At 32.9% G+C, this 16,447-nt stretch carries 13 protein-coding genes and 1 other RNA gene; 2 read left to right on the top strand and 12 right to left on the bottom strand.

The window, feature by feature from the left end:
- Window positions 1-44: 44 nt before the first annotated feature.
- The 9 genes from K337_RS0108560 to K337_RS0108600 form a co-directional block, all read right to left on the bottom strand.
- A complete protein-coding gene (locus K337_RS0108560; protein WP_028856232.1) occupies window positions 45-1,802 on the bottom strand; it encodes an ABC transporter ATP-binding protein in 1,758 nt (585 codons plus the stop codon).
- 1 nt (window position 1,803) lies between these two features.
- Window positions 1,804-2,874, bottom strand: a complete 1,071-nt coding sequence (gene lpxB, locus K337_RS0108565) for a lipid-A-disaccharide synthase (RefSeq protein ID WP_028856233.1) — start codon at window positions 2,872-2,874, stop codon at window positions 1,804-1,806.
- Window positions 2,875-2,886: 12 nt separating this feature from the next.
- On the bottom strand, window positions 2,887-3,690 hold the full coding sequence (locus K337_RS0108570) for an LpxI family protein (RefSeq protein ID WP_028856234.1): 804 nt from the start codon (window positions 3,688-3,690) through the stop codon (window positions 2,887-2,889).
- Window positions 3,690-4,463, bottom strand: coding sequence for an acyl-ACP--UDP-N-acetylglucosamine O-acyltransferase (gene lpxA / locus K337_RS0108575; protein ID WP_028856235.1), 774 nt, complete (start codon window positions 4,461-4,463; stop codon window positions 3,690-3,692). Before lpxA ends, K337_RS0108570 begins: the two co-directional genes overlap by 1 nt.
- Before the next feature lie 11 nt (window positions 4,464-4,474).
- The gene (gene fabZ / locus K337_RS0108580; RefSeq protein WP_028856236.1) at window positions 4,475-4,894 is read right to left on the bottom strand and encodes a 3-hydroxyacyl-ACP dehydratase FabZ; all 420 of its coding nucleotides are present in this window, start codon (window positions 4,892-4,894) and stop codon (window positions 4,475-4,477) included.
- A 30-nt stretch (window positions 4,895-4,924) separates the two neighbouring features.
- Window positions 4,925-5,752 (bottom strand): UDP-3-O-acyl-N-acetylglucosamine deacetylase, encoded by an 828-nt coding sequence (lpxC, locus tag K337_RS0108585; RefSeq protein ID WP_028856237.1) that lies wholly within the window; start codon window positions 5,750-5,752, stop codon window positions 4,925-4,927.
- Between the two features lie 37 nt (window positions 5,753-5,789).
- Window positions 5,790-7,955, bottom strand: coding sequence for an ATP-dependent helicase (locus K337_RS0108590; protein WP_028856238.1), 2,166 nt, complete (start codon window positions 7,953-7,955; stop codon window positions 5,790-5,792).
- A 111-nt stretch (window positions 7,956-8,066) separates the two neighbouring features.
- Complete coding sequence (locus K337_RS0108595; protein WP_028856239.1) at window positions 8,067-9,290, bottom strand: GNAT family N-acetyltransferase; 1,224 nt, start codon at window positions 9,288-9,290, stop codon at window positions 8,067-8,069.
- Between the two features lie 155 nt (window positions 9,291-9,445).
- Window positions 9,446-11,053, bottom strand: a complete 1,608-nt coding sequence (locus K337_RS0108600) for an oleate hydratase (RefSeq protein ID WP_211226087.1) — start codon at window positions 11,051-11,053, stop codon at window positions 9,446-9,448.
- A gap of 184 nt (window positions 11,054-11,237) precedes the next feature.
- Here K337_RS0108600 and K337_RS0108605 point away from each other — a divergent pair, with 184 nt between their 5' ends.
- Window positions 11,238-11,831: a DNA-3-methyladenine glycosylase gene (locus K337_RS0108605; RefSeq protein WP_245584876.1), complete on the top strand. Its 594-nt coding sequence runs from the start codon at window positions 11,238-11,240 to the stop codon at window positions 11,829-11,831.
- Between the two features lie 30 nt (window positions 11,832-11,861).
- Here the strand turns inward: K337_RS0108605 and ffs are convergent.
- Window positions 11,862-12,127: signal recognition particle sRNA large type (ffs, locus tag K337_RS19565), an RNA gene on the bottom strand.
- Between the two features lie 778 nt (window positions 12,128-12,905).
- On the opposite strand from ffs, the gene K337_RS0108610 reads away from it, so the two are divergent.
- Window positions 12,906-14,285, top strand: coding sequence for a tyrosine phenol-lyase (locus K337_RS0108610; RefSeq protein WP_028856242.1), 1,380 nt, complete (start codon window positions 12,906-12,908; stop codon window positions 14,283-14,285).
- A gap of 67 nt (window positions 14,286-14,352) precedes the next feature.
- Here the strand turns inward: K337_RS0108610 and K337_RS19175 are convergent, their stop codons facing one another.
- Window positions 14,353-14,850: a helix-turn-helix transcriptional regulator gene (locus tag K337_RS19175; RefSeq protein ID WP_051251687.1), complete on the bottom strand. Its 498-nt coding sequence runs from the start codon at window positions 14,848-14,850 to the stop codon at window positions 14,353-14,355.
- 215 nt (window positions 14,851-15,065) lie between these two features.
- The gene (mgtE, locus tag K337_RS0108620; RefSeq protein WP_028856243.1) at window positions 15,066-16,433 is read right to left on the bottom strand and encodes a magnesium transporter; all 1,368 of its coding nucleotides are present in this window, start codon (window positions 16,431-16,433) and stop codon (window positions 15,066-15,068) included.
- Window positions 16,434-16,447: the final 14 nt, after the last annotated feature.

Below are 16,447 nucleotides of genomic sequence, written 5' to 3' on the forward strand. Positions count from 1 at the left end.
TTATCTACTTTCTCTTTCCACTTCAGAAAAAAATAAGTATAAGATTACTCTTCTCCAAATTGTGTTTCATACAGCTTTTTATAGATCCCTCCATGGGATAATAGCTCCTCATGACTTCCAGCTTCTGCAATTTTCCCCTTATCCATAACTACAATCTTATCTGCATTGACTATTGTAGACAATCTATGGGCTATTACAAAGGTTGTTCTCCCAACCATTAATTTTTCCAAAGCGTCTTGAACCAGTCTTTCAGATTCTGTATCTAGAGCAGATGTAGCTTCATCCAAGATCATAATCTCTGGGTTTTTTAGGAGTGCACGAGCTATGGCAATTCTTTGTTTTTGACCACCTGATAGTAATGTTCCACGCTCTCCTACCTCTTGATCATACCCATCTTCAAACTCTATAATAAAGTTATGAGCATTGGCCATCTTAGCAGCATTTATAACATCCTCTTTTGTCACTTCTCTTCCTGCACCATATAAGATATTAGAATAGATAGTACCACTAAATAAGAATGTCTCTTGGGGAACTATTCCTATATGATCTCTTAATTCTTTCATTTTTAGATCTCTTATATCCATCCCGTCTATAGTTATAGAACCATTTTCAATCTCATAAAATCTAGGAATTAAATTTACTAAGGTTGTTTTTCCACTTCCACTTCTTCCAACTAATGCTACGATCTCTCCGGCATTTGCTTCAAAATTAATATTATCTATAGCATAGTCTAAATCTTTCCCATATTTAAATTTTAAATCCTTAAATTTTACTTTGGGTGAAAGTTTTCCATAGTCTACGGCACTTTCTCTTTCCACTACTTCTGGTACTTCTTCCAACAGCTCCATTACCCTGTCAGCTGATGGCATGATAGACATTAGTTCACTACCTCTTTTAATAACTTTTTTTAGTGGCTCAAACATAAGCCCTAATGAAGTTACAAATGAAGTAAGGTCTCCAGCTGTAAAGTTAGCATCCACAATAACTTTATTTCCACCATATAGTAGTACTCCCACTACTATAGTAGTAGTCATAACTTCATTTATAGGTGAAATTCTAGCCTCTACCTTCTTATTTCTATATTCAGTATTTAATACTTCCATATTTTTTTCTTCATATTTTTTTATCTCATCCTGCTCAGTAGCAAATGCTTTTACTACTCTGATTCCAGATAGTGATTCCTGAATAAGAGAATTTAATTCTCCTCGCTGATCTTGCCTTTTTCTGGCGGTTTTCTTTATTTTTTTCAAAATTTTCTTAAGTATCATCATCATTGCAGGGAGCAATACCAAGGTCATTAGAGCTAAGATTACATCAATCCTAAATAATCCTATGAGAAGTACTGCTACAGTCAAAAATTCCGGCAGGATCTGAAATATCATAAATCCAATTTTACCTAGATTTCCTGCATCTCCACTTATCCTTGCCATTATTTCCCCTTGGGGAGTTTTATCAAAGTAAGAATGACTTAGTTTATGAAGATGTCTATAGATATCCTGTTGGATATCCCTAACTACTAACCTCGTTGTATAGGAAGAATAAATTTCCTTATAATACATGGAAAAACCCTTTATAACAGTTGCAATTACTAACCCACCGGACACCAGTAACAGCATCTTTACATCTTTATCTATAAGTACATTATCCATCAGGTATTTAGAAAAGTATGCCGGTGCTGCCTTTGCTAACCCTACGATTAAAGATAATACTACTATAATCATAAATCTATATTTATAGTTCATCCCATAATCAACCATTTTTTTTAATGATGTCTTTTGAACTTTTAATTCTATTTTATCCATATTACTTCCCCTTCAAAAAGAATTTAGCGTATTTTTCTATTATATTATTCCCGCCTAATTTTTCTATTATTTCACCTATCTGCTCCTCAAAATATTCCCTATTATTTTCTATATTCTGTATAGCATCTAAGATATTATCTCTATTACAATCTCCTTGGAGGAGTTCTCTATAAACTTCCCTATCCAAAGCTAGATTAGGTAAAGAGACATATTTTAACTTTAATATATATTTTGCTATCAATCCACTCAATCTGTCGATCTTATAGATTACAACTCCCGGTAACCCCAAAAGTGCTAGCTCCAATATTACCGTTCCTGAAGCTGCTATGGCATATTTAGATTGTTTTACTACATCTTTAAGTGATGAATTATCTACAACCTCTAAGTTTTTATATCTGCTTATATCCAAATCCACCCAATTTAGGTGTTCCCTCTTGGCTAATTTTAATATAAAATTTTCATCCATAGATTTTTCCACAACTTCTAACATTACTGGGAGGAGCTTCTGTACCTCTTTTTTTCTGCTGCCAGGGAGTAGAAGGATCTTCTCTCCCCTTTTGTCTATCCGTTTATAGATATCTAAAAATGGATTCCCGTAATAGATTACATCTATTCCGTGTTTCTTATAAAAATCCACTTCCCATGGAAATATAACCACTATATGATCTAAATGTCTTAATTTTTCAACACGTTTTTCTCCCCAAACCCAAACTTTAGGCGGTATATAATAGTATATTTCTACATCCTCTATATGTTTTTTCAGGAGTTCCATAAATTTCAGATTAAATCCTCCATAATCTACTAAGATTACTTTTTTGATCTCCTCTTTTTTAATAAATTCTATATATTCATAGACTTTATTCTTTAAAAATTTATATTTTTTTAGAGCTTCCCAAATACCCATTACAGCTAATTCATCTATATCCTGTATAACAGTAACACCAGCTTCTTTGGAATGTTTACCTGCTACTCCAAAAAAACTGGCATTGTTGTCAATTTTATTCATTGCATTTACAAGATATGATAGGTGAAGATCCCCTGAGATCTCACCTGTCGAAACAAAATACTTCATACTGTCCCTCCTCTATACCCTCACTCCTACAATGAAAATGTTATTGTCATTCGCTAATTTTATACACTCTTCTTTATCTAAAAATAACATTCTGTCAGCTTCTGCAACTATACCCTTTCCACCGATAGATATTATTTTTTTTATGGTATCTAAACCAATTGCTGGTATATCCACCCTCATATCCTGCTGTGGTCTAGCCATCTTTACCAGAATACAATTATTTCCTGCATATTCATAGGCTCTTTCGATAGTTTTATCGGTTCCCTCTATCCCCTCTAGGGTAATGATAGAACCGTCTTTACATACCACACACTGGCCTGCATCTATAATAGAGAGAGCTCGCGCCCCCTCTATACCTATTTTTATAGTTTTATTTTCATCATCGCTAGGGATAGTCTTTGTATATACCTCTTCAGAAAACATCATATCCTTCATAAGGTGGTTTTGAGGTAATACTTTTATACCATTTAACCTAAATAGAGAGATTACACCAAATAATAAAGTTTCATCTTTTTTATCAGGCATCTTCTTTAGAAGTTCCTCTCCTACTTCATCTAACTTAAGGTCATTAAATAATAATTTTTTTTCTACCTTTCCTAGCATAACCATCTTTTCAATATTATTAGTCAATAAATATAGGAGAATTTTTTTCATCTCCCCTATATTCATCTCTACATAATTAGAATGAGACTTGACCTTATCAGATACTGTATCAAATAGCCCTATTGGATATGGATCTATTCCATATTCTTTAGCAGATTCTAAAAATTTTACTGGAAGTTCTCCATTTCCTACAATAACAGCTATCTTCTCCATTATTTGATAATCCCCCTACTACTATTCCTAACAAATTCTAAAAAGTTTTTTACATACTCATTTTCACCATATGTTTCTTCTATCTCAGCTAAAGAATCCTTTAATAACATCTTAGATCTAAATATTAATCTATATACTTTTTTTAATGTAGATATATCTTCCTTTGAAAATCCTCTTCTAGAAAGACCTACACTATTTAATCCACGAGCTACTGCACGAGATCCTTCTGCCAGAATATACGGCGGTACATCTTGAACGATAAGGGATCCCCCTCCAGTCATACTGTGAGCCCCGATATTACAAAATTGATGTATCGGCGTTAATCCACCTATAATTGCAAAATCTCCCACAGTTACATGTCCTGCTAAAGTTACATTATTAGCCAAAATACAGTTATCCCCTATGATTACATCATGGGCTACATGTACGTATACCATAAGCAGATTATTACTCCCTATTACAGTTTCCCACTTATCATCTGTTCCCCTATGGATAGTTACAAATTCCCTTATTTTATTGTTGTCACCTATTATGGTCTTAGTAGGTTCCCCTTTATATTTAAGGTCTTGTGATTCCTTTCCTATGGAGGCATATGAGTAGATCTTATTGTTTTTACCTATTATAGTAATTCCGTCTATCACAACATGAGATTCAACTATAGTATTATCCCCTATTACTACTTCGCTACCAATGATACTGTAGGGACCTATTTCTACACCTTTACCAAGTACAGCTCCCTCCCCAATGATTGCGGTTTTATGTATGTTAGCCATGAACTTCCTCCCTACTTTTTCATAATAGCAAACATTAGATCTGCTGTGGCTACTACCTCTCCATCTACTTTTGCTACTCCTCTACCTTTTACTATAGATCTTCTAGCTTTTATAACTTCCACTTCATATACTAATCTATCTCCAGGTACTACAGGTTTTTTAAATTTTGCACTTTCAATTGAGGCAAAAAGAGGTGTAATAGGTTCATCATCTGCATTTACTAATAATCCAAGCGCTTGAGCCATTCCTTCTACTATTAATACTCCTGGCATAATTGGGTAATCTGGAAAATGTCCATTAAAAAATTCTTCATTTACACTTACATTTTTGTAGGCTTCCAAAGTAGTTTCTCCAATTTTTGTAACTCTATCTACCAATAAAAACGGGTATCTATGTGGTATTCTCTTTTTTATCTCAGCTATATTCATCATTTTTTAATCACTCCTATTTATTTTAATTAATTATTTAGTTAATAATTTTGCAAATTCTATATCCAGTGCATGTCCTGCTTTTATAGCAATAATATGACCTTTTATAGGTCTATTGATTACTTTTAAATCACCTATTATATCCAAAATTTTATGTCTTACAAATTCATCTTCAAACCTAAGACCGCTAGGATTATCCACACCATCTTTATTAATTACTATGGCATTCTCTAAAGTTCCCCCTAGAGCCAGGTTATTTTTTCTTAAATACTCTATCTCATAATCAAATCCAAAGGTTCTAGCTGGTGCTATCTCCTTTAAATAATTATCTTGATTGAGGTCTATCTCCAACATCTGTGTTTTTAAAAATGTATGATCAAATTTTATTGTATAGGTTATTTTAAATCCATCATGGGGTAATGCTACTATATGTTTATCGCCTTTAGTCAGATATACCGGCTCTGTTATTACCAGTTCCTCTATCTCAGAGTCTAAATCACAAGTTCCTATATCCCTCATCAGTTCTCCGAATATTTTGGCACTTCCATCTCCAATGGGCAATTCATTACCATCGATCTCTACCATTAAATCTGTTATTTCGAATATGGCTAACGCCGATAAAAAATGTTCAATAGTATGAACTTTAGCCTCATATTCATTTTTTAAATTTGTTCCACGAGTCAGATCAAAGGTATTTTCTAAGTTCATTATTACCTCATTCTCTCCCTCTTTTAGATCTACTCTTTTAAATATGATTCCAGTTTTTTCTGTAACCGGTATTAATTTTATCTTTATCAATTCACCCTTATGAAGACCTATTCCCTCATAGGTTATCTCTTTCGCAATGGTTTTTCTTCTCATATTTTCTCTCCCTGCAGCATTTTTCATTGTAATTTCTTTATTCTTTCACTAAAAACTTTTCAGCTAAAACGAGTGGAAGTTTTTTATCTCCATCTCTAAATCTAATTACAAGTCTTTTCCCTGCTTCTACGTCCTTTATAATCCCAGTACCAAACTTCTTATGAGTTACCTTTTCGCCAATTTTAAACGGTGATTTTTCATCCACTTTAAAGTCTGCTTTTGTGATTAAATTTAATCCTCCTAATTTACTTTCTTTCTTTTTAGGAGCAACCTTTGCTTTATTTATATAATCCACATACCTGTCATCTATTTCCTTTAAAAATCTAGACGGATCTCTCATATATGAGATTCTTCCATATACCATCCTTTCAGATGCATGGGATATATGTAATTTTTCCTCAGCACGAGTTATAGCTACGTAGCAGAGTCTTCTCTCTTCTTCTAGATCATCATCAGAAAAATCAGCTTTAGAACTTGGGAATAACTCGTCCTCCATCCCCACTAAGAAAACTATTGGAAATTCTAACCCTTTAGAGTTATGAATAGTCATCAGTTTTACATAGTCTGTGTCCTCTTCTAAGTCGTCTGTAGCTGCTACTAATGCAGTCTGCTCTAAAAATTCTCCTACACTTATGAACCCTTCATACTGTTCTGAATCTTCCATCTCCTGTATCGAAGTTCGAAGTTCCCTTACATTATCCATTCTAGCTTCAAATTTGTCATCGTAGGTAGTTAAATAGTTCATATAATTAGTTCCCTCTAAGATCATATCATATATCTCCGAGGCTGTTAAAAATTGACTTTCTTCCATTATATTTTTTAACATCTCATACAACCTAAGTACAGTTACTTTTATAGCTGATCCTAGTTTAGTTTCCTCTATCCTACCCATGGCTTCAAAGAATATAATCTCATTTCCATCGGCAAAATCTCTGATTTTTTCAATAGTTTTTGCTCCAATTTTTCTTTTAGGAACATTGATTATCCTGAATAAACTAACAGTATCTTTAGGATTGTTTATTACTCTCATATACGAAAGGATATCCTTTACTTCTACCCTTTGATAGAATTGCATCCCGCCAAATATTTTATAACTGATCCTATGTCTTAGAAAAGCTTCCTCGAATACCCTTGACTGAGCATTAGTCCTATATAAAATAGTATAATCTTTATATGATCTGCCGTTATTTTTACCCTTTATAATTTCTTGTAATATATAGTCTGCCTCTGCTCTTCCATCTGATGCAGAAAATATCTCAATTAGGTGACCTTTTTCCTTCTCAGTCCAAAGATTTTTACCCCTGGAAGTTGTATTTAATTTAATAATACTGTTTGCTGCTCCCAATATATTCTGAGTAGATCTATAATTCTGCTCCAATTTAACTACCATGGCACCTTTATATTCCTTCTCAAAATCCAGAATATTTTTTATATTAGCTCCTCTAAATCCATATATACTCTGGTCTTCATCTCCAACAACACATATATTTTTGTGCTTTTTAGCTATCTTAGTTATTATCTGATACTGAATATTGTTGGTATCCTGATATTCGTCTACCATTACATATTCATATCTACCCTGTATCTTTTCTAGTACTTCTGGATCATCCAATAATTTGTTGGTATTTATAAGTAGATCAGCAAAGTCCATAGCATTATTTTTTATAAGCTCTTCGGCATATTTTTCATATACAGCTGCTACAACTCTTGTGTCTGCATTATAAACATCCTTAGATATATCTGCTGGTTCATCACCGTCTTCCTTATATTTAGAGATTTTCGAAACTACAGATGCTGGTGTTAACTGCTTATTTGTTACTACCAGTTCCTTCATCAATCTCCCTACTAATTTTTTCTGGTCATCTGCATCATAGATATTAAAATTAGCATCATAACCTAACTTTGTAGCATATACTCTGAGCAGTCTAACTCCAAATGAATGAAATGTAGATACCATAACTTTTTTAGCTTCTAATCCAATTAAGCTCTCTACCCTTTCCCTCATCTCTTTAGCTGCCTTATTTGTAAATGTTACAGCCAGAATCTTATATGGACTGATACTTTTTTCCAGTACCATATGGGCTATTCTGTATGTAACTGTTCTTGTCTTTCCACTTCCTGCTCCTGCTAAGATCAGTAGCGGTCCGTCTATTTTTTCTGCTGCTTTTCTCTGTTCGTTATTTAATCCATTTAATATACTCATAATTCACACCCTACACTCTTTTTTACACTCTTTTAAAGTATATCATATCTCTTTTTCTATTTCAATTTATAGGGAAATAGACCTTATATTTACTTTATTTTAATCAAAACATTATATGGTACAATCCATATGGATTGTCACATCTCCCACGTCTTCAAATTTATTTAAGATGGAGTACTTTATATCATCGGATAGTTCATGCCCCTCATAGATGGTCATCTTTCCGTCTAATCTAATATGCAATGAAAGATATACCATATTCCCCGATGTTTTCATCCTTATATCATGAGCATTTTCTATATATCCAAATGAGCTGACATAATTGTCTACCTCTTCTATTAATTTTCTATCCTGTATATCCATTAAATTATTAGAAGTCTGAAAAATTATATGCAGCCCTTCCTTTCCAATGATCAAACCTACCACAACACTCAGCAGAAGGTCAAATATTGGATTTACATAGATCGACAGCAATATTCCTACTAAAACTCCTACAGAAGACAATACATCACTCTTATGTTCCCTAGCATCAGCTAAAACAGCATCATTTTTTATCCTTATCCCTATATTATATTTATATCTATACAACACATACTTAACAGCTATAGAAATAAGAACAATAACCAAGGTAATATTTTCTGGAATCAAACGTTCTGTCTCTCTAAAATAATCCAGCACATTCTCTACAATCAAACTATATGCAGTAATCACAAGTATTACTCCAATTATATTTCCCGCTATACTCTCTAGTTTGCCATGCCCATAGGGATGTTCCTCATCTGCCGGCTTATTTCCTAGATATATTCCTACTAAAACTACCACAGATCCTACTATATCTGAAACTGAATGGAATCCATCGGCTACTAACGCCTTACTTTTCCCTAGCATTCCAAAAAAGATTTTTATACCTGCTAAAAATATATTGATCCCAATAGATAAAACAGTACTTCTTACCCCATCCCTTTTTCTTTTTTCCCTGGCCGTAAGACCATCTACCTTATAAAGGCTCCCAGACCACTCTTTGAAGCCCACCTTTTTAAAAAATATGGCATTTTCTAAATATCTGTCTAAATATACCTCATCTACTCCCTTAGCAGAGAGATAATTTTTAATAAATTCTATTAACCTGGTTCCAAAAGAACTATATCTTCGTTCCTCTTTTATAAATATATCCTTCAAAATTTTATCTTTCCCCAACACAGCATACCCTATAATCTCTTCTTCAAACAAAATTATAAATACTCTATCGTTTGAATTCATTATAATATCAGGATTCAATTCTTTCAATTTTTCTGTAAATTTTTCTAACGTTTTTCCTTTTAATATTCTATACATTTTCCCTCCTCCATATAGAGTTGTTTTTAGTTAATGTATTATAATACAAATTTTAAATTTACTCCAATTTATATTAAAAAGCCAATGGATTCCCATTGACTTTTTATTTTAATATCTAAAAACTGAGTTAGTTTAAATCACTTTCTATAATTTTCCTACCTGCTTATTGCTTTCATGGCTTTTATCAGTACCTGTGGCTTATTAATTGAATCATAAACAGGTAATACTTCTTTTCCAGTTTCAAAGAGCCCGTAAACTGCGGTTTGAGCACACCGGACAGAGTATTCAACTGTAAATACACAATCTTTTGGAAGTTCCGCAAACTGTCCTAAAAAAGCAAAGTTTATTGCTCCTTCCGGCAACACCTCAGGGCGATCCCCTCTTGCACGGGGCATGAATAAACTGTCGATAAACGGCATAGCTACTGGAATACAATTAACTAATCCTGAATTTACAATAGGTTTCATTAAGTCTTGAATTTTAAGATGATACCATAATTCTTCAAGGATCTCCTCACCGTTACACTCAGACATTTTTTTCTTTATATAATTGCCCACTTTGTCAGGATATAAACCATACCCCCAGAAAATCTTTATGCCTTCTGGTTGATTGGAAAAATGCGGCTGACGGGAAATTACAATTGACATCAGCCAGTTAGAATCTGTCATAGTTACCAAACCGCCAGTTCCGTCTATGTTACCAGAAAAATTTTCCATATAATCGTGAAATGTTTTATCTTTCAGTGTGGCAGTAAATGAATACCATTTCTGTAAATCGATATTATCACTGAAAACTCCCGGGTTACCAAATTCTTTGTCTTTTTTTGCTATCTTTTCCCAAAGCATCCACGACCCTGAAGTTGATTTATTTTTTAAAACTGGAGGTTTTGTCCAAGAACCATTGTCTGTGCTTTCTGTGATAGAACCATTGGTTATAAATACATAATCATTTTCCCTCAAGATAATCTCATCTTTTTTTCTATTTTTATCAAAAACATGTAAAACCTGAGCTTTTTTTCCGTCAGCAGAAAAATTAAAGTCGATATCTACGACCTGTTTTTCCATTTCAAACTGAACTCCTCTTTCTTGGAGATATCGTTTAAGAGGTATAACATCCGATTGGTATTGATTATATTTAGTACGCATAATGCCTCCAAGTCTAGGCAGCCCATCCACCAGATGTATAAAACGCCTCATGTAACGCCTCATCTCTGCTAAACTACTCCATTTTTGAAATGCAAACATCGTTGTCCATAGTTTCCAGTAATTGGTTTCAAAAAATTCATCTTCAAACCAGTCTTCAATTCGTTTATTGTCTATTAATTTTTCAGGTGTAAGTGTCAACTTTAATAGAGCCATTTTTTCTTTTAATGAAAGTCCGAAAGATGTGAGATCCATTTTTTCTCCATTTTTAAGCAAGCGAGCTTTTGCATTTGAAACAAATTTAGAACTAAATTCAAAAGATTCATCTTTAACAGAAATATTTGGGTCTTCATAGGATGGTATATTAGATAAAAGATCCCAATAACATTCAAAATGCTCCTCATGCATCCTCCCGCCACGAATAATAAATCCTTTTTCTGGATCTCCTATACCATCAAGGGCACCTCCTAAAATATTATTCTGCTCCAATATATGGATGTTTTGTCCGGGTACCTCAGCATCTTTTATTAAATAAACTGCACTTGCTAACGATGCTATCCCACTCCCTATAAGATATATTTTTGAATTCTCTGGATTTTTATTTTTTTCTCTTTGCATCATTCTAACCTCCTTTAAGATTATTATTTAATTTAAGATCTATACTAAAATCAACATCTACTAATAGATATTTCAAAATAACAATAAAAATCCTTTTATTTAAATAACCAAAACAGATTAAAGAAAAAACACAGGAGAAGGAAAGAAGATTTTATGCAGTAAGTAAAAATAAAAAGGAGTGAATAAATTGAAAAAAGTTATGGTTTTAAATAAAAATTTTTATATCTGGGATGGACATTCAGTGGCAAGGGAACTTTTGGGAAAGATCCTCGTCAAAAAGACAGAAAAAAATATCATGAGGGGAAGAATTGTAGAAACAGAAACATATCTTGCTCCTAAAGACAGAGCCTCCCATGCATATAACAACAGATTAACGAAACGAACAAAAGCCATGTTTATGAAAGGTGGACATTCCTATGTTTACCACGGCATCTATACCTGTTTTAATGTCGTTGCAAACCATAAAGGTATTCCACATGCTGTTTTAATCAGAGCTTTAGAACCATTAGATGGTATAGAATTCATGTATGAAAACAGAAATCCCAAAACAAATCGTGAACTTTTAAACGGACCGAGGAAATTATGCCAGGCATTTAATATAAGTATAAACGACAATGCCTGCGACTTGACGACTCAGGAAAATTTATGGATAGAAGATGATGGCTATAAACCAAAATTCATAGTCGAGTGCAGAAGAATTGGAATAGAATATGCAAAAGAGTACAAAGAAAAACTATGGCGTTTTTATATTAAAAACAACAATTTTATCTCACGTAAATAAAATCTTTATATTTTTGGGTAAAAAAAAAGGCCGTACATCGACCTTCGAAAACATTCCAACCACACGGCACCCAATTAGAAAACTCAAATAAAGCTACCCTATAACACCCAAAATAACCAACTTAGTGCTGCTTCCTTCCAGATCTGACACGGTTCACTGGCATTTCGCCGTATAGGACTTTACTCTCAACATCTTCTAAAAGGACCTGCTATGACAGATTGATCCTCAGGTCGACTTCACCTCTACTAAAGCGGATTGTAGATTACAAGGCACCGCTAGCTCCCCAGTTAGTACGACAAAATGAGTATATCATGGTTTTTATATTAATGCAAATTAATTTCCCTAATCCACCCTATTTCCAACAAAGTTGTTATTTTTTTATACATTACCGTTATATTTTCATTGGATAATTGTTATACAGTAAGATTATTCTATTTTATCTATATTTTTTTAATATCTTATTTAATTTTTTTCTAACATTAGATACTCCTCCCTTATCCTATTTTTCTATCCCTTAAATCATGAATTGAATATATCATACTTTGTTTTTTTATTTAAAACTTATATGAAAAATCGTCCTATTTTAGAGATACATTTAAGTGATGTTATGGTATAATAATTTTGTAAAACAGAGTAATAAAAAATTATTTTCGGAGGTAATAAAAATGAAAAAAACAAATTCAAATTTCTTTAATCTATTAAAAAAATATTTCATGCAAAGAGATATTTTTTAACGATTTAACCCTACAAAAATTTTAATTATTAGGAGATGATGTAGATAAAAGTGCAAACCTTAAAAATAAAATTTAATAAATCACATTAAAAAATGAGAATTTTCTTTAAAAATAAATTCTCATTTTTTTAGTTGTTTTTTTTACAATAAGGGAGACATTCGACTCTAAATAAAAAAAGCATTATTTTGTTATCTATTAAAGATCATAAACTATTGACAAATAAAAAAAATAAGGTAATATTAAAGGACAGGAATACATAAATAAGAATTAAATCATCTTAAAAATATCGTTTTTAATATCAAGTTATAAAGTTTTTAAAAATATATTTAGGAGGTTTTTTATGAAAAAAAGATTTATGCCAGAACCATTTAAGATCAAATCTGTGGAAACTATGACCCTGCCAAATGAACAAGAGAGAAAAAAAGCTATTGAAGAAGCTGGATTCAATACTTTTTTATTAAAATCTAATGAATGTTATGTGGATCTATTGACGGATTCAGGAACCAACGCCATGAGTGATAAGCAATGGGCAGGTCTTATGGTAGGGGATGAAGCTTATGCCGGCAGTAAGAACTTCTATCATCTTCAAGATACAGTAAGGGAATATTTTGGTTTTAAACATATAATTCCTACCCACCAGGGAAGGGGAGCGGAAAATATTCTCTCATCTCTGACTATTAAAGATGGTGACTGGGTTCCTGGGAACATGTATTTTACGACGACTAGATTTCATCAGGAAAGAAATGGAGCAAAATTTAGAGATGTAATTTGTGATGCTGCACATGACCCTGATAGAGAAGATGTGCTCTTTAAGGGAAATGTAGATCTAAAGAAATTCCAGGATCTTATAGATGAAGTAGGGGCAAATAATATTCCATATATCTGCCTGGCTGTTACTGTAAACCTAGCTGGCGGTCAACCAGTTTCTATGCAGAATATCAAAGAAGTTTCTGAATTAGCTCATAAAAATGGAATACTTGTTATGTATGATGCAACTAGGTGTGTTGAAAATGCCTATTTTATAAAAGATTTAGAGGAAGGGTATGCTGATGTTTCCATCAAAGATATCGTGCATGAGATGTTTTCATATGGAGACGGATGTACAATGAGTGGAAAAAAAGATTGTATTACAAATATCGGTGGATTTCTCTGTGTAAACGACGATGATCTATACCTCCAAGCAACCGCCATGGTAGTCCAATTCGAAGGGATGCCAAGTTATGGTGGATTAGCAGGAAGAGATATGGAAGCTATGGCTATAGGAATAAAAGAGGCTATGAACTATGATTATATCAGTCATAGAGTAAATCAAATCAGGTATTTAGGGGAAAAACTTGCATCAGGAGGAGTTCCTATGGTAAAACCATATGGAGGACACGCCATCTTCTTAGACGCCAGGCAATTTTTATCTCACTTAGATCAAGAAGATTTCCCAGCTCAAGCATTGGCAGCAGCTATCTATGTAGAATCAGGTGTTCGTTCAATGGAAAGGGGAATAATTTCAGCAGGAAGAGATTCTCTAACTGGAAAAAATCATAAACCGAAATTAGAAACTGTCAGATTAACTATTCCGAGAAGAGTTTATACATATGCTCATTTAGATTATGTAGCAGATACTATTATAGACCTATATAATAAAAGAGAGACTATTAAAGGGTTAGAGTGGGTTTATGAACCACCTTGTTTAAGGTTCTTTACTGGAAGATTCAAACAAAAATAAATTAAATTTTTCTGAAAATAAAATACCGTCTATTTTTTAATAGGCGGTATTTTCATATATATAATTTTTATTTTAATTTCTTTTTAGTGAGAGAAAGAACAACTAAATCTTCTCCTTCCTCTGTGAGGGTCGGTTCCTCAACATTAAAAATGTCGCCATTAGAATCCCTCTCATAAAATTTAATAACATCAAAAACTTTTCCAGAATCTACTTGAAGTATAATCAGTTCACTTAAAAATTCCTTGAACAACCATTTTCTAAATTCATCAAAATTCTCAAAAGAAAATTTATTTTTAATACTTTCAACATAAAAAACTCTAAGAGGTCTTTTAGAATTCTCTCTTTTTTTAGAGTCTACCACGAATAATCTTTTTTCAAAGAGATTCAAAAGTTTGGTCGCAAGATCTAAAGTTATTCCTTTCTTTCCATTTTCAAAATTACAAATACTAGCTTGCCCCGTACCAATTAAATTAGCGACTTCTCTTTGAGTTAGGTTTGTTTGTTCTCTAAAATCTTTTAAAAGTTTTCTAAAAAATACATTTAAATTTTGTCCTTTTCTGTTCAAAATAGCACCTTCTTTTTAATGTTATGTAAATCTTTAATAAACGAATATACACATTATAACATAAAAAAGTAAGATTATAAAAACCTAGTTTTGTATAAACATCTCTATTAACCCTAAGAATATAAGAGAATCTATCAGGATAACTAACTTCCAACTGCTGGATCTATAACTTTTTAAGAACTATTAGAGTCCTCCCCTTGATTCAACTTTTTCATCTAAAAAATGAAAAGATTAGCTAATCCAAGGAAGATTAGGAATCCTAAAGCATCTGTAATCATCGTTAAAAGTATCGAACTTCCAACTGCCGGATCTGTTTTCAATTTCTTTAATAGTAATGGTATCAAAGTCCCACAAAGTCCCGCTATTGTAAAGTTCATAAATATAGCAAAGGACATAACCAGGGAAATTTTAGTATTTTTAAACCACATATACGATCCAAGGCCCACAAGAGTTGCAAATATCAGGCCGTTTAGAATAGCTACAATTATCTCTCTGAAGAAACTCTGATCCCAGTTTGTATCATCTACATCACCCATAGCCAGCTGTCTCACCATTACTGTTAGAGCCTGATTACCTGTGTTTCCTCCCATACTAGCAACTATAGGCATCAAAACAGCTAGAGCTGGGAGTGCTTCTATACTAGTTTGGTATCTGGCAATAACAGAAGCTGAAAAGAAAGCTGTACACATATTTAAAAACTGCCATTTCCCTCTTTTTCTAGAGATATCTATAGCCTTTTTTTCCCCTTCTGCATCATCATCTACTCCGGCAAGATTATAGATCTGTTCTGTTGCCATCTCTTGTAATAGATCGTAGATATCATCAGCAGTTATCCTACCCACTAGATAATTATCATTATCTATTACAGGGACAACCTGCAGATCATACTCCTTAAAATCCATTACTACCTTCTCGATATCTTCCTTATCATTTACGTATCTCGGTTTATATTTTTCAGGACGCTTACTTATTATCTCTTTAAAACTTTTATCAAAGTCAAATAACAGCATATCTTCTAATTGTACTGTAGCTACCAGATTGTTATAATCTCCTAAAATAAAGACACTACTTACATTCTCTAGTTCCTCACTGTACTTTAACTTCCTTAAATTTTCAATAGTTTCCCTAACTGTTTCATTGTGATTAGCTGCAAAAAACTCAGTTTGCATATAGGCTCCAGCTTCATCTTCCTCATAGCCTTTAAGCCTTTGAATCTCCTCCTGTTCCTTATTGTCTAATCCAGCTAGAATACTCTCTGCCAATTCTTCATCCAGTTCTTCTATATCCTGCATAAGGTCTGTTGCGTCATCTGAATCCATCTTTTTAATTGTTCCAATCATTTTTTTCAGACTTAAAATTTGCAAACTTTCCTTTAACATCCTTTCGTTAAATGTTTCTAATACATCCCCTAAGATATGTGTCGGCATCCTCTTGATATACTCGGAGAACCTCTCTTCATCCAGCCTTCTCATACGCTTAAAAATTTTAGATAAATCTGAATAATGTAAGTCTGCCTTGACTTTTTGATGTAGATATCCCTCTAGGCTGTCCACCAATTGCTGTATTTCTTTTTCTTTTTGCATAATTTCACCTTCTT

Origin of the sequence: Psychrilyobacter atlanticus DSM 19335 (assembly GCF_000426625.1) — a bacterium.
Classification (GTDB): domain Bacteria; phylum Fusobacteriota; class Fusobacteriia; order Fusobacteriales; family Fusobacteriaceae; genus Psychrilyobacter; species Psychrilyobacter atlanticus.

Bases quoted from the DNA above. Each gene is read 5' to 3' on its own strand.
- K337_RS0108560 (WP_028856232.1), bottom strand. From the start codon at position 1,802: ATGGATAAAATAGAATTAAAAGTTCAAAAGACATCATTAAAAAAAATG.
- lpxB (WP_028856233.1), bottom strand. From the start codon at position 2,874: ATGAAGTATTTTGTTTCGACAGGTGAGATCTCAGGGGATCTTCACCTA.
- K337_RS0108570 (WP_028856234.1), bottom strand. From the start codon at position 3,690: ATGGAGAAGATAGCTGTTATTGTAGGAAATGGAGAACTTCCAGTAAAA.
- lpxA (WP_028856235.1), bottom strand. From the start codon at position 4,463: ATGGCTAACATACATAAAACCGCAATCATTGGGGAGGGAGCTGTACTT.
- fabZ (WP_028856236.1), bottom strand. From the start codon at position 4,894: ATGATGAATATAGCTGAGATAAAAAAGAGAATACCACATAGATACCCG.
- lpxC (WP_028856237.1), bottom strand. From the start codon at position 5,752: ATGAGAAGAAAAACCATTGCGAAAGAGATAACCTATGAGGGAATAGGT.
- K337_RS0108590 (WP_028856238.1), bottom strand. From the start codon at position 7,955: ATGAGTATATTAAATGGATTAAATAACGAACAGAGAAAAGCAGCAGAA.
- K337_RS0108595 (WP_028856239.1), bottom strand. From the start codon at position 9,290: ATGTATAGAATATTAAAAGGAAAAACGTTAGAAAAATTTACAGAAAAA.
- K337_RS0108600 (WP_211226087.1), bottom strand. From the start codon at position 11,053: ATGATGCAAAGAGAAAAAAATAAAAATCCAGAGAATTCAAAAATATAT.
- K337_RS0108610 (WP_028856242.1), top strand. From the start codon at position 12,906: ATGAAAAAAAGATTTATGCCAGAACCATTTAAGATCAAATCTGTGGAA.
- mgtE (WP_028856243.1), bottom strand. From the start codon at position 16,433: ATGCAAAAAGAAAAAGAAATACAGCAATTGGTGGACAGCCTAGAGGGA.